General features: G+C 57.2%; 12 protein-coding genes and 1 pseudogene. 7 read left to right on the forward strand and 6 right to left on the reverse strand.

Annotated elements, in window-relative coordinates; translation table 11 throughout:
- Nucleotides 1-51: 51 nt before the first annotated feature.
- Both AS189_RS20300 and AS189_RS16495 read left to right on the forward strand, forming a co-directional pair.
- A complete protein-coding gene (locus AS189_RS20300) occupies nt 52-231 on the forward strand; it encodes a hypothetical protein (protein WP_160320856.1) in 180 nt (59 codons plus the stop codon).
- Nucleotides 180-503, forward strand: coding sequence for a VanZ family protein (locus AS189_RS16495; protein ID WP_160320857.1), 324 nt, complete (start codon nt 180-182; stop codon nt 501-503). The genes AS189_RS20300 and AS189_RS16495 overlap by 52 nt, the downstream gene beginning before the upstream one ends.
- A 9-nt stretch (nt 504-512) precedes the next feature.
- Here the strand turns inward: AS189_RS16495 and sufU are convergent, their stop codons facing one another.
- The 3 genes from sufU to rfbA all read right to left on the reverse strand — a co-directional run bounded on the left by sufU (nt 513) and on the right by rfbA (nt 3,271).
- The gene (gene sufU / locus AS189_RS16500) at nt 513-974 is read right to left on the reverse strand and encodes a Fe-S cluster assembly sulfur transfer protein SufU (protein WP_062291316.1); all 462 of its coding nucleotides are present in this window, start codon (nt 972-974) and stop codon (nt 513-515) included.
- A complete protein-coding gene (locus tag AS189_RS16505; RefSeq protein WP_062291319.1) occupies nt 971-2,290 on the reverse strand; it encodes a cysteine desulfurase in 1,320 nt (439 codons plus the stop codon). Before AS189_RS16505 ends, sufU begins: the two co-directional genes overlap by 4 nt.
- 123 nt (nt 2,291-2,413) lie before the next feature.
- Nucleotides 2,414-3,271, reverse strand: coding sequence for a glucose-1-phosphate thymidylyltransferase RfbA (gene rfbA / locus AS189_RS16510; protein WP_062293916.1), 858 nt, complete (start codon nt 3,269-3,271; stop codon nt 2,414-2,416).
- Between the two features lie 53 nt (nt 3,272-3,324).
- Here rfbA and rfbB point away from each other — a divergent pair, with 53 nt between their 5' ends.
- A complete protein-coding gene (gene rfbB, locus AS189_RS16515; protein WP_062291322.1) occupies nt 3,325-4,353 on the forward strand; it encodes a dTDP-glucose 4,6-dehydratase in 1,029 nt (342 codons plus the stop codon).
- Nucleotides 4,350-5,771: a sugar nucleotide-binding protein gene (locus tag AS189_RS16520; protein WP_193393491.1), complete on the forward strand. Its 1,422-nt coding sequence runs from the start codon at nt 4,350-4,352 to the stop codon at nt 5,769-5,771. The genes rfbB and AS189_RS16520 overlap by 4 nt, the downstream gene beginning before the upstream one ends.
- On the opposite strand, the gene AS189_RS16525 is transcribed toward AS189_RS16520, so the two are convergent.
- Complete coding sequence (locus AS189_RS16525; RefSeq protein WP_129587317.1) at nt 5,758-7,302, reverse strand: glycerophosphodiester phosphodiesterase; 1,545 nt, start codon at nt 7,300-7,302, stop codon at nt 5,758-5,760. The genes AS189_RS16520 and AS189_RS16525 overlap by 14 nt on opposite strands.
- A gap of 57 nt (nt 7,303-7,359) precedes the next feature.
- Between AS189_RS16525 and AS189_RS16530 the strand changes: the two genes are divergently transcribed.
- The 3 genes and pseudogenes from AS189_RS16530 (at nt 7,360) to AS189_RS16535 (ending at nt 11,117) form a co-directional block, all read left to right on the forward strand.
- Entirely contained in the window at nt 7,360-9,135 is a 1,776-nt protein-coding gene (locus AS189_RS16530; RefSeq protein WP_082634391.1) for a glycosyltransferase, read from the forward strand.
- A 302-nt stretch (nt 9,136-9,437) separates the two neighbouring features.
- Nucleotides 9,438-9,629 (forward strand): annotated as a pseudogene (locus tag AS189_RS21360) (hypothetical protein); the annotation flags it as partial.
- 39 nt (nt 9,630-9,668) lie between these two features.
- Complete coding sequence (locus tag AS189_RS16535; RefSeq protein ID WP_237759903.1) at nt 9,669-11,117, forward strand: right-handed parallel beta-helix repeat-containing protein; 1,449 nt, start codon at nt 9,669-9,671, stop codon at nt 11,115-11,117.
- Here the strand turns inward: AS189_RS16535 and AS189_RS20085 are convergent.
- Nucleotides 11,052-12,368: an O-antigen ligase family protein gene (locus AS189_RS20085; RefSeq protein ID WP_129587319.1), complete on the reverse strand. Its 1,317-nt coding sequence runs from the start codon at nt 12,366-12,368 to the stop codon at nt 11,052-11,054. The two genes, AS189_RS16535 and AS189_RS20085, sit on opposite strands and share 66 nt — an antisense overlap.
- The gene (locus tag AS189_RS16540) at nt 12,340-13,728 is read right to left on the reverse strand and encodes a Wzz/FepE/Etk N-terminal domain-containing protein (protein ID WP_062291333.1); all 1,389 of its coding nucleotides are present in this window, start codon (nt 13,726-13,728) and stop codon (nt 12,340-12,342) included. The genes AS189_RS20085 and AS189_RS16540 overlap by 29 nt, the downstream gene beginning before the upstream one ends.
- Nucleotides 13,729-13,748: the final 20 nt, after the last annotated feature.

The raw sequence follows: 13,748 nt of genomic DNA on the forward strand, positions 1-13,748 counted from the left end.
CAATTGATCCTCAGCTCACAAACGGGTTGCCCTACGCTTAGACTGACCCTTGTGAGAACCACCAGCCACAAAATCGCCGTCGTTCTGGCAATCATCTACTTTGCTGCTTTGGCCGGCATCCTGTTTTGGCCGTCTCCCGTGGACAGGCCAATTACCGGCGCTTTGACGCACGTCATCATGTGGCTACACAGCCATGGCCTGCCCAATGGTTCATCGGCTACCGCAAGATAGAATTCGCCGCCAATATTCTGCTGTTTATCCCCTTCGGAATCATCCTGACGCTCCGCCTGCACCGGCGGCTCTGGTGGCTCTCAGTGGTCATTACTGCGGCCGTCTCCGGCGCTGTAGAGCTGGCGCAAGGCATCTTCTTACCCGAGCGGGTTCCGGCGTGGAGCGATATTGTCGCCAACAGCTCCGGGGCATTATTCGGAGCCCTGCTGGTGTTGTTCGCATGGTCACTGCACAGGCGCCGTGCGCTGCGCACAGACCGTCCCACGGCGTAGCCAGAAAGGCTAGCGCGTCTGGTTCAGCGCATCCTCAGCTGCAACCCATGCGAGCATGGCGCACTTAACGCGGGCCGGGAACTTCGAAACACCTGAGAGCGCGGCGGCATCGCCGAGGATCTCCTCGTCAGCAACCAGCTTCCCGCGTGAGCGCATCACTTCGCGGAAATTCGCAATCAACGCGGCCACCTCGGCGCGGTTCAGGCCCACCACCATGTCGCTCAGAATGGAGGCCGACGCCATTGAAATGGAGCAGCCATCCCCCGCCCAGTGAATACCGCTAACCTCATCCTCGGCGGTTTCGATCCTCAGCGTGATCTCATCCCCACACACCGGGTTCAGCTGGTGGCACTGACCCACATTGGCCGGCAAATGCTGCCCGTCCAACTGATCATCGCGCAGGTCACCGCCCCGCCGGGTCTTGGACTCTTCCAAAATAATCTGCTGATACAGCGAATCCAACGCGCTCACAATGAGGCACCTTCCACGCCAAAGTAGCCTCGCACGCCGGCCACCGCGGCCAGGAACGCGTCAACTTCGGCAGTTGTGTTGTACAAATAAGTGCTCGCCCGAGTGGACGAGTTCAAACCGAGACGCCGATGCAGCGGCTGGGCGCAATGGTGCCCCACGCGGACGGCGATGCCAGCAGCGTCAAGGAACTGTCCGACGTCGTGCGCATGCACTCCCGCCACCTCAAAGGCGGCCAATCCTGCCCGGGGAACGCCCGACGCCGGACCCAAGACTCTGATTCCTTCGATCCCTTCCAGCCCCCTCACCAGCCGCTGGCCAAGTTCCGCTTCCCACGCATGGATCCGGGCCATGCCCGTCTCGCTCAAGTAATTACAGGCGGCAGCGAGGGCCGCAGCCTGCGAGATGGGCTGGGTACCAGCCTCAAAACGCTGCGGAGCCGGCAGATAACCCGCCTCCTCCATCGTGACAGTGGTGATCATGGAGCCACCCGTGAGGAACGGGGGCATCGCGTCCAGCAGCGCGGCGCGGCCGTACACGCCGCCAATGCCGGTGGGCGCCAGCATCTTGTGGCCGGAGAACACGGCAAAGTCCACGTCCAGTGCCTTGACGTCAAGGGGCAGGTGCGGGGCCGACTGGCAGGCGTCCAGAACCACCAGCGCGCCAACGGCGTGCGCCAATGCCACCAGCTCGGCCACCGGGTTGATGACACCGGTGACGTTGGAAACGTGGGTGAAGGCCAGGACTTTGGTGCGCTCGGTGATCAGCTCTGCTGCGGCGGACATGTCCAGTGTGCCGTCGTCGTGAATGGGAATGAAGCGCAAGGTGGCTCCGGTGCGGCGGCACAGCTCCTGCCAGGGAATGAGGTTGGCGTGGTGTTCCATCTCGGTGACCAGGACTTCGTCTCCGGCAGCGAGGGCGAACTTCTTGGCGTGCTCCGAAACCTTGCCAACGCTGGCGTTGCCAAAGGAGTAGGCAATCAGATTGAGTCCGGCGGTGGCGTTCTGGGTCCAGACGAGCTCGTTGTCGTCGGCTCCAATGAAGGCGGCAACGGTGCTGCGGGCATCTTCAAACACATCCGTAGCAGCCACGGCTAAAGTGTGGGCGCCACGGTGCACGGCGGAATTGCGCTGCTCGTAATACTCCTGCTCGGCCTCCATGACGCTAAACGGGTTTTGCGAGGTGGCCCCCGAATCGAGGTAGACCAGCGGCTTGCCGTTGACTTCCTGCTCCAGGATGGGGAAGTCATTGCGGATGCGCAAAACTTCTGTGTCCGTCAGAGGCCCGTTGTGGTCATGGGCGGCGGATCCTGTCACCAAATTAGCGCTCCTAGGCTAGTGCCGCAGACCGTCGATCGACCTGCGCCGGACGCAACACAATACGTCACGGCCATCTCACCTAATTGTCGCACTGTTGGGCTCTAGGGGCATCTCAGGTTCGGCTTACTCGAGAAGGTCCAGCAAATAGGTCCCGTAACCACTCTTCATCAGGAGTCCGGCCCTTTCGCGCAGTTCCTCGTCGCTGAGGAAGCCCATGCGCCAGGCAACTTCTTCCGGCGCGCCAATCTTGAGCCCCTGCCGGCTTTCCACCGTCCGCACAAAGGTGGAGGCATCGTTAAGGTCCGCGAACGTGCCGGTGTCCAGCCATGCCGTGCCGCGCGGGAGCAGTTCAACATGCAGCTCACCGCGTTCGAGGTAGGCCTTGTTGACGTCGGTGATTTCCAGCTCGCCGCGGGCCGAGGGCTTGAGGTTCTTGGCAATGTCGATGACGTTGTTGTCGTAAAAATACAGGCCCGGAACCGCATAGTTGCTCCTGGGATGGGCAGGCTTTTCCTCCAGGGAAACCACCTTGCCACCATCAAATTCGACCACGCCGTAAGCCCTGGGTTCCTTGACCCAGTAGCCGAAAATGGACCCGCCCGTGAGGGACTCGTGCTTTTGCAGCTGGGTGCCCAGGCCGGGACCGTAAAAAATATTGTCCCCGAGCACGAGGGCAACGGTGTCCTGGCCAATATGGTCGGCGCCGAGGACGAAGGCCTGCGCCAAACCGTCGGGCGAGGGCTGGACCTTGTAGCTGAGGTTGATGCCAAATTGGGAGCCGTCGCCCAGCAGGCGTTGGAACTGCTCGGCGTCATGCGGGGTGGTGATGATCAGGACGTCCCGGATGCCCGCCAGGATCAGCGTTGACAACGGGTAATAAATCATGGGCTTGTCATAAACCGGGACAAGTTGCTTGCTGATGCCAAGCGTTATCGGGTGAAGCCTTGAACCGGTTCCACCGGCAAGAATAATTCCGCGCATAAACAACATCATGTCTGGCAATCCCTTCAATTCCAAACGGATAGGATTTGTGAATGCAGCGAATACTGGTCACCGGCGGCGCCGGTTTTATTGGGTCCAACTTTGTTCACTACGTGATAGCGCACACAGACTTTGCCGTCACGGTGCTGGACAAGCTGACGTACGCGGGCAACCTGGCCTCTCTGGCGGGGCTGTCGGCGGAGCGGTTCACCTTTGTCGAGGGCGACATTTGTGACGCCGCTTTGGTGGACTCCCTGGTGGCTGGGGTTGACGCCGTGGTCCACTACGCGGCGGAATCGCACAACGACAATTCGCTGTCGGACCCCACCCCGTTTCTGCACACCAACATCACCGGCACGTTTACGCTGCTGGAGGCGGTGCGCAGGCACGGTACCCGTTTCCATCACATCTCCACCGACGAGGTGTACGGGGACCTGGCCCTGGATGACCCGGAACGCTTCACCGAAAACACCCCCTACAACCCGTCCAGCCCGTATTCCTCCACGAAGGCTGGCTCAGACTTGTTGGTGCGGGCGTGGGTGCGTTCCTTTGGCGTGTACGCGACCATCAGCAACTGCTCGAATAACTACGGCCCGTACCAGCACGTGGAAAAATTCATCCCCCGCCAAATCACCAACATCCTAGACGGCATCCGGCCCCGCCTTTACGGCGCCGGGCAAAACGTTCGGGACTGGATCCACGCGGACGACCACTCCTCGGCCGTGCTCACCATACTGGAAAAGGGCACCGCCGGGGAAACGTACTTGATCGGTGCCGACGGGGAACGGAACAACAAGGACGTCATTGAGCGGATCCTGGCCGGCATGGGTCTGCCGGCCGATGCCTACGACCACGTCAGCGACCGCCCCGGGCACGACCTTCGCTACGCGATCGACTCCACGAAATTGCGCAGCGAGCTGGGCTGGTCCCCCTCCTACCCGGACTTTGCCGCCGGACTGGCCGGCACAATCGACTGGTACCGCACCAACGAGGCCTGGTGGCGCCCGCAAAAGGCCGCCACCGAGGCCAAATACCTCGATCAGGGAGAGGCGCTGCGCACCAGTGGCGGGGTGCACTCGTGACGGGGCTGCAGTACGGCAAAACCCTGGCAGTGCACCCAACCCCCATTCCCGGCGTCGTCCTTTTTGACCTGCCCGTCCATGGCGACAACAGGGGCTGGTTCAAGGAGAACTGGCAGCGCGAAAAAATGGCGGCGGCCGGCCTGCCGGACTTTGGCCCCGTACAAAACAACATCTCCTTCAACGAGTCCGCCGGCACCACCCGCGGCATCCACGCCGAACCGTGGGACAAGTTCATCTCCGTGGCCACAGGACGCGTTTTCGGGGCCTGGGTCGACCTGCGCGAGGGCCCCTCCTTCGGGTCCGTGTTCACCGCAGTGCTGGATGCCTCCACCGCCATCTTCATTCCCCGCGGGGTCGGCAACGCATTCCAAACCCTCGACAACGGCACCGCCTATTCGTATTTGGTCAACGCCCACTGGTCCCCCGCGGCCCAGTACACCTTCTTGAACCTGGCCGATGAAACGGTCAACATTCCCTGGCCCATCCCTCTGGCCGACGCCGAACTCTCCGACAAGGACCTTACCCACCCGCGGCTGGCCGGCGTTTCCCCCATGCAGGATAGGAAAACACTCGTCCTGGGTGCCAACGGCCAGCTCGGCCGTGCCTTGCGTGCCCGGTACGACGCCGACCCCCGGGTCGAGTTCGCCACCCGCACCGAGCTCGACCTCGCAGGCCCGGACCCGTTTCGCGACACCGACTTCTCCGGTTACCATACGGTCATCAACGCCGCCGCCTACACGTCGGTCGATGCCGCGGAAACCCCCGCCGGACGCGCCGCAGCCTGGGCCGTGAACGTCTCGGCCGTTGTAGGCCTGGCCCGGAAATGCACCGAACACCAAATCACCTTGGTGCACGTCTCCAGCGACTACGTCTTTGACGGCACCGTGGAAATCCACGACGAGGACGAACCGTTCTCACCCCTAGGCGTGTATGGGCAATCCAAAGCCGCCGGGGACGCCGTCGCAGCCACCGTGCCCCGGCACTACGTGGTGCGCACCAGCTGGGTCATAGGCGAGGGCAACAACTTCGTGGCCACCATGGCTAAACTCGCCGCGGCAGGTGTGCAGCCCGGCGTGGTCAACGACCAATTCGGCCGGCTCACCTTCACGGAAGACCTCGCCGCCGGCATCGAACACCTCCTGGCCACCCGGCCCGCCTACGGCAGCTACAACCTCAGCAATGCCGGCCCCGTCCAGTCCTGGGCCGACATTGCCGCCGACGTGTACGAACTCCTCGGCCACCCCCGCAGCCACATCACCGGGGTGCCCGCCGCGGACTACTTCGCCGGCAAACAAACCGCGCCAAGGCCGGAGCACAGCACCTTCAATTTGAAGAAAATCGAAAGCACTGGTTACGTTCTACCACCCGCGAGAGAACAGCTCAGGATCCGCCTGCTTGGTTTTACTACTGAACTATGATGTTTCTAAATTCGACGCTGGTGCCCGCTTCGTTACTCGTTACAAGCGAGAAATATTTACCTCGGTTACTTACATCGTCAACTGTAAATTTCGACAGCTCGAAATCGCCACTGCTACACCCCACGGCAACCCCGTTAAAACCAATCGAAAATTGACGCCACTCGCCTGGCGCCATCGGAGTTATTTGATGGGTCCCAATAACCGTCCCATGCGAAACGCCCTCCTTGCGGGTTGCCAATTCCATGGAGCCTTGAGGCCGAATTTTCAAAATATATCCGGCCCTTCCAGATATACCAGGAATGAATGGCGAGTCGTCCGCAAGCCCAAAAGCGATGCCTGCGGTACCCTGGGACGGCAGCGTTCCCGGCCACCGGACTTCGAAGCGGATGAGAGCCTTTTCGCTGGGGAGCGGGCACAGTGAACCCATTGAGTACCCCATTGGGCCAGGTAAATTGAACGCCAATGACCCTTCGTTCGGATCGATGACCGGTTGAAATTTCCAGCTAAGGGCCGAGGGAAGGTCTCCGGCGGCCCTTCGCCCAGTCGCAAAAGAGTCCCTTCCAGACAATGCAAGATTTGTGGAAACATACGGATAGTTGGAACACATCAAGCCGTCGACTCCAAGGGATTCGACTCGCGCGGCCATCGATCGAGTATGAATCTCCCAACAAATAGTCTTTATGCCTACTCTAACGAGTTTGCGTATGTCATCATCCGAAGCCCCATTAAAAATTCCTACAAGATCAAACCGCCGTGAGTATTTTTCGATGGCTCCGTCGGAATCATCCATAAAATAACCCCATGTCGTGTAGCCGCGGGCTTTAGCTCCCACATAAGCTAGGGATGCAGCAGGTTGCTTCCATACGAATCTCTCTCGCGATCGGGGGTACTTATCCATCAGGTCAAGCAGCAATTCGGTGTTTGTGCCCTGCTTGTCCTCAATAAAGATCACAGCCCGCGAGGCGAAAGCGTCCAGAACTGCCTCTAGCCGTGGAATCGGCTTAGGTGCCGCTGCCGGCCCAAGCCATGCTCGGGCGTCGTTGAGCACGCCAGACAATTCTGAGAAAGTGTGTTTCCCAATATCCAAGTCGACACCAGTCATTCGAAGCGTTGACTCATCGTGATGGCAAACCAATATTCCGTCGCTCGTTGCATGCACGGACACCTCAATCGCAGTGGCACCCGCAGTCAACGACGATGAATAAGCCGCCATAGTGTGCTCGGTCCAGTTGTCCCCGGACCCTCGATGTGCAATGAGAAACTTGTCCCGTGCAATGAGACCGGCGACTGTTGGGATGCCCTGGCCGTTGATTTGACGAGACGGAGACGAACATCCCGCCAAAACCATCGACGTTGAAAGCGCGGCAAAGAACTGTCGGCGGGATACGCCCACTTTACGATCCACACAGACAGTCCCTACCGCCTGATTCATTTTGAGCTCGGCCACCAAAAGATTGCCTTCCGTCATTGACTGCAATGAATAAGCCTGCCAACCATAGTCAGATTCTAACCGACTCAAGTCAAGGTTCACCGAATTTCCCACAGACCCCACTAGACTTCGATTACAGACAAACTCAGGGAGGTTGGCATGCGCGTCCTATTTGAAGCCGCTTGGTGGTTTGATGGACCACCATCTGGAAAGAATGTATTACGATCCATGGTTGACGCTTGGGCCAGAGTATTCCCGGACGACAATATAGTTATTGCAACAAGAAGCGCAAGCATACTCGCAAAAGATGAGTTGACGATCGGGAAATTCGATAATATAGCCCTACATTCCAATCAACACGCTATTGCGGCAACATTGGAAATGACAAAACATTCAAATTTTGACGCGATTGTTACACAAAATTTCACACCCATTAAATCATCGCCGATTACCGCGGTATTTATTCACGACGTCATGTTCCAGGAACACCCCGAATGGTTCACGTGGAAAGAACGCATATATTTGAGTGCCATCCCATTGTTAGCCCGCCGAGCCAATATAATCATGACATCATCGGCTTCCGAGCACGAGAGAATCGCACGTCTAAATCCTTCACTTGCCGCAAAAGTCCACCATGTAGGCCTTGGACTTCCCGAAGACTTTCGTCGTGCCGAGCTGTCACCCTTACTACCCGGACTATCGAAAGGACAATTTTTCCTCACGGTTGGCCGTCTCAATATTCGGAAAAATGTCTCTGCGGTGATCTCAGCATTACGGGCAGACGGTCTGATCAGTCCCAGTTTTCCCCTTGTAGTAGTCGGCTCATCCGATGGCCTTATCTCACCTCCTGACGGACAAGCGGAATATGGCGATGACGTCATTTGGACAGGTTTCGTATCGAATTCCGAGCTAAAACGCCTCTATACCGACAGTGCCACATTTATTTTTCCGTCTCTGGACGAAGGTTTTGGCCTGCCAATTCTCGAGGCGTTGGAATGCGGGGCACCGATCGCCTTGAGCCGAATTCCGGCATTTGAAGAATTCGGTTCAGTTGGTCATTTTTTCGATGCGTTGGTCCCGGGGGAGATTGCTTCGGCAGTTCGCTCCGCCATGAGATCCGGCACTTCGAGTCTCCCATTATCCGACGCATACTCTTGGGAGAAGACTGTAACCAGCATGCGAGCGGCTATCGACGCACAATTGCACGACAATAACGCAAAGACATCTGGGACTCGCAAAATTTTGGACATGATCTATCGCCGGTCCAGGGGAATTAGCACAGGTATCGACCCGACGCTGAAGTCCAGTGACCTGATTTCGGTTGTCTCGAGACGATCTGGACAACTCTTGGTGGGGGCACTACGAGGTTTCCCGTCAGCACTTATTTCGCCGTCGGCCACCATTCGCGGACGGGGACACATAGTGCTGGGCAGAAGCACCGTCCTCAATGCAGGTGTGACGATCGACGGCGTTAGCCAGCAGGGAGTTGTGCTCGGCGACCACGTCACAGTCGATCAGCACGCGATCCTCCGTGGCTCGGGTGTCATACGAAACGTTGGCGTCGGCATAAGCGTCGGGTCACGAACATCCATCGGCGCTTTCAATGTCCTGCTCGGCCAAGGTGGTATAACGATCGGCAAGGATTGTCTACTATCACCCAACGTAACGATCGTTTCTGAGAACCATAACTTCGAAAGTACTGATCGGACCATCCGAGACCAAGGCGAGACGCGACTTGAGACAACCATCGGCAACGATGTATGGATCGGCGCGGGGGCGACAATACTCGGTGGATCTGACATCCGCGATGGGGCTGTGATAGCCGCCGGGGCCGTGGTCAGAGGACTCGTTCCGGCGGGGGCGATCGTTGGCGGAGTCCCCGCCAAAGTCTTGGGGTATCGCGGCTCCAAGGAGAAGGATGGATCCGTCGATTAGCATGCCAAGGGTTGGGGCATTGTGGATTAATGATTACTTTCGTGTAACAATTGTCAACGGTTCTCGAAACATCTGTCCGGGTCGCGCACACCTACTGGGGGTGGCAGCGCAACCGCATCCCCTCCCATGAGGACTCTAGAGTGATCCCCACTTTTCGAAATGTAATTACCCGTGCCCAAAAACGATCCACTAAAGGCCGTACCCTGCTGGCAGTGACTGCTTTGGGTGTTGCAACAGTGCTAGTTGCGCCAATGGCCCAGGCCGCACCCTCAGCGCCCATCGACGCCGCGTCGCCCATCAACATGTCCGGAACTCGCGTGAACGCTGGCTCGGCACCTGTCGGTTCCACGTCCTATTCCATTGGTGCCGGAGCAATCTACGTATCACCATCCGGTTCGGACACTTCTTTAGGAACTCTTAGTTCTCCGTTGAAGACCGTGTCACGGGCAATTTCAGTCGCTCCTTCCGGAGCAACGATCGTAGTTCGCGGCGGAAATTACCACGAGGGCGTCAAAGTACCCGCAAATAAGAACTTGACTATCCAGTCATATCCGAAAGAGGCTGTCTGGTTTGACGGCAGCCGCCCTGTTACCAATTGGGTGGCAAGCGGCAAAGTTTGGGTAGCTTCCGGCTGGACAGCAAAATTTGATGCTAGCCCTACGTATACAAGAGGCGCAGCCGATGGAAACACGCCAGGTTGGTCCTTCGTCAACCCAGCGCATCCCATGGCAGCGCATCCAGACCAAATGTGGATCGATGGCAAAGCCTTAACACAGGTTTCGGCGGCGGCAAGCGTGACGCCTGGAACGTTTTACGTTGACTACGCCACGAGCAAACTGTATCTGGGGAGCAGCCCCGAGGGTCACAGCGTGCGTGCTAGCGACATCGCAAAAGCCGCCAGCGTTCAGAGTACCGGGAGTACCCTGCGTGGCATTGGATTCCAGAGGTTTGCGCCCAGTGTGCCCGACATGGGAGCGGTCACAGCAGAAAAGGACAATGTCACCATTGAAAACGTTGTCATAGTAGACAACGCAGGTACGGGGCTTCACGCAGTAGGGGCCAATATTACGTTCCGCAATGTGACCCTCGCGCGCAATGGCATGCTCGGTGGAAGTGCAAGCTACGCCGACAATTTCAAGGCCCTCGGAATTCTGGCTTACGGCAACAACACAGAACTGTTCAACAACGCGCCGGTGTCCGGTGGCTTCAAGATTAGCCGGTCACGGGGTGTCACGTTCCGAGACAGCTCCTTTACGAACAACGCGGGCCCCGGGCTCTGGTTTGATGAGTCCGTGTACAACGGCCAAGCGATTCACAACGACATAATTAATAACGTTGGCCACGGACTGATTACCGAAATCTCTTCTAATTTTGTCATTGGAGACAATGTCATCACTGGCAACACGGGTGACGGGTTCAAGCTCAATGACACGAGTGTTGTAAATATCTGGAACAACACAATTGCAGGTAATGGCCGGAACCTCAACATCGTCCAAGATACTCGGAGGGCAAGCAACAAGTCGGTTCCAGGACACGACCCCCGGCAGGCATTTCCCGATTCGACCATGACGTGGGTCAACAAGGACATCGTGGTGCGCAACAACATTCTTGCGGCCGGCAAAGGCAACTGCCTTCTATGCGTTGAAGACTATTCAAAGGCACTCACTGCCGAGGCCATGAGCGTCAGTGCAATAGGAAACGTCTATGCACGTCCAACAAAGACCAGTCCATCATGGACCAACGTCTGGTCGAGAGGAAGCGCCAACCCCGGCGTGTATACAACCCTTGATGCATTCAAGAAATCGACAGGTCAAGAAAATAGATCCATGCTCATCGAAGGAGCTGCGGTTACTTCAGGATGGAAGCCAGTATCGGAGGTCATAGCGTCACAAACTGCCGTGAGCGTCCCGCTCCCATCATCGATGGCCACTCTGCTGGGCAAGCCCGTCGGGGCTGCCTATCTTGGCGCTTCCTTGAACTAGGCGCTGATTGCTGACTCGGTCGGCAAACTTTGTTGCGTTGCTGGTGTGCCGCTCCACTAGCAACGCAACAACAAAGAAAAAAATGAACGGAATACTTGAATCAACCAACCCGTTCTCAAGGAAACTCCGAACAAGGACCAAAACGAGTGCCGGCGTCGTAAACGACCTTATGCTACCTGACCTGAAACTACTCACCACTGTAGCCAGGCACCAAATAGCCAAAATGACAGTTCCAATCACGCCGGCTTGCGCCAGTGCGGAGATCCAACTGCTATCAAGAACCTGATCCTGCCAGTATTGTCCCGCTACGGCCACCTGTTTCACGATCAGACCAGATCCTACCCATCGAGCCCAGGTGCCCGGAGGCGTGTTGAGGACTGCTGTCCAAGCTATTGTCCGTGCATTCAACGTTAGCAAATTTGCCCCGGTCGGATCCCCCCGTTCAATAACCTTCGCCAAGGTGTTAGTCCCAACGAGAATATAAAAAACGACAGGTATCAGGGCAAATATGGATAGAACGACACCCAGACGCCACCGACGTCGATGGAGAACAATCAATATCATTGCCAGCATCGTCGCAAATAGACCTGTTCTCGATCCGGTAAGCCAAACTAGACTGAACAGGACAAGCAATGCGGGTGCGCCCACAATGAATTTTGTTTTTCCATAACTGAGCTCGTGGACGAGACCGAGCGCAGGCAAACAACAAAGCAGTGATATGTCATTCGGGTTTAGAGGCGGAACCACTCCGAATATCCGATCGCCGGCCAAGATAGACTGAAATCCCGTGACGGCGGCAAGGACTCCCGTCAATGCCATAACGGTAAGCAACGAGACAAGAATCGGCCTGGCAGGAAATGCGCCTAACAGGAACACGATCGTCACGGCCACAAGCAGCACTCTGATGCTGAGGACCGTTGAGGCACCGAGGCTGCCGGTGGCAACGGCCCCTATTGTGGAAATCGCAACATACGCCAGAAGGAAACCAACCGACCGGGCACTCAAGCTCTGTTTGTTTTGTGTAAATCGGTAGGCAATGACGGCGGTAGCCAGTGCAAGGATCCCTAGGGCAGCCTTCGCCAGCACAACCGGGTCGGCCCCACCGGAGTAATAAACACCCTTGCGCCAAGAAACGACGCTGGCGACGACCAGCAACCACGTTACGTAGGGGGCAAGGTCACGAAGAAGTTGATGTTTGTAGGCTTGCCCGACCGGGCCATGACTATCCGTCTGAAGTGCGGTGGTTTTCATATTCAGAACCCCGTCTTAGGTAATCCGACGCTTGCCAAGATTCCAAAACACTCGATTTCTTCCCATTTGGCACCGCGCACATGACAACTCCAAGCGGCTCAATGCCAAAGGCACGCACCTGGGACACCAAACGTGACAAAGAAATTTGGGTCGTTCGACGATAGTCGATCACCAAAATGATGCCATCACTGGAGGTCGCGATCGTGGCAAAATCTACTGGCCGGGATGCCGGGCTTGTATGTGCCAGGACAACGTCGAACCCTTCCCGGAGATGCTTTGCCAAGTCTGCAAAATGCTGGCTTACAGCGAAATTAGTGGGCGCATTCTCGACTTTGCCCGCAGGCACCAACGCGTATCCGAGCTGTTGCGGCTGTACGATCACATCCGCGAGATCACATTTCTCATTGAGTACGTCCACAACTCCGTGACTGTCCGACAACACAGTGCCGTGAGCGTACTCCATGGCCTCATAGTCCAGCTCCATCAAACTTGTGTGTCTGCCAGAGGCAGCGATGGCCGCGGCCAAGTCACATCGCAAATCTGAAGTCCGCAAGTCCGCGTCGCTGGAGAATAGTACGAGGGGGTTCGGAATTCTGCCTCCGACTACCAAACTCAAGTGTGAGTACAGTTCATCCACGTCGTCGCTCATAGTCGGTTTGCGCAAAGCATGTAGACCGGAGATGAGCAGTCGTGACGGTGGCCGTCGTATTTGGCCAAGAACAGGCAACCCGCTTGCCCTCCTGACATCGTCGCTATCAAACACCCGCCTTTTGAATCTTGCCATGAGGACGGCTGTAGCAAGCCCAATCGCCAGGCCGACGAGCAGCCCCATCGCCCCGTTGACCGCCAGGTTTGGCGATGACTTTGAAGCTGGGGGCAATGCTGGCACAGTCAAGACAAGGGAGACGGCCGAAGCCTTTTCGCCGTCCGCAGTCTCCAGCTTGCCCACCTCTGTGGCAAGGCTACGAGACACAGAATTTGCAATGTTCGCAGATTCCCCAGCGCTAGAGTCCTGGACCTCGATCTGAAGAAACACCGTATCTATTGGATTTGTTGCCTTGATCCGAGACCTCAGGTCAGCTAGTGACAAGGACAGGCCGAGCTCGGTAATCACTGGCGACAAAACATCCGGACTCATGACCACGCTCGGGTACGATTTGACCCGTTGAAGACCAAATTGTGACCGCTCATAAAGTGATCCGGAAGTCGAGTCAACTTTGACGAAAAGCATGGCATCAGCCGTGTAAACGGCGGGCATCCGTTGTGTAACAACGAACGCGGCACCCACCCCGAGAATGAGACACACGACAACTACAAACCATCGGTCGCGAATGGCCTTGATGTAGTCACTGAGATCCATGTAACCCGTCCGTTCGCCTG

Source organism: Arthrobacter alpinus (genome assembly GCF_001445575.1).
Lineage (GTDB): Bacteria > Actinomycetota > Actinomycetes > Actinomycetales > Micrococcaceae > Specibacter > Specibacter alpinus_C.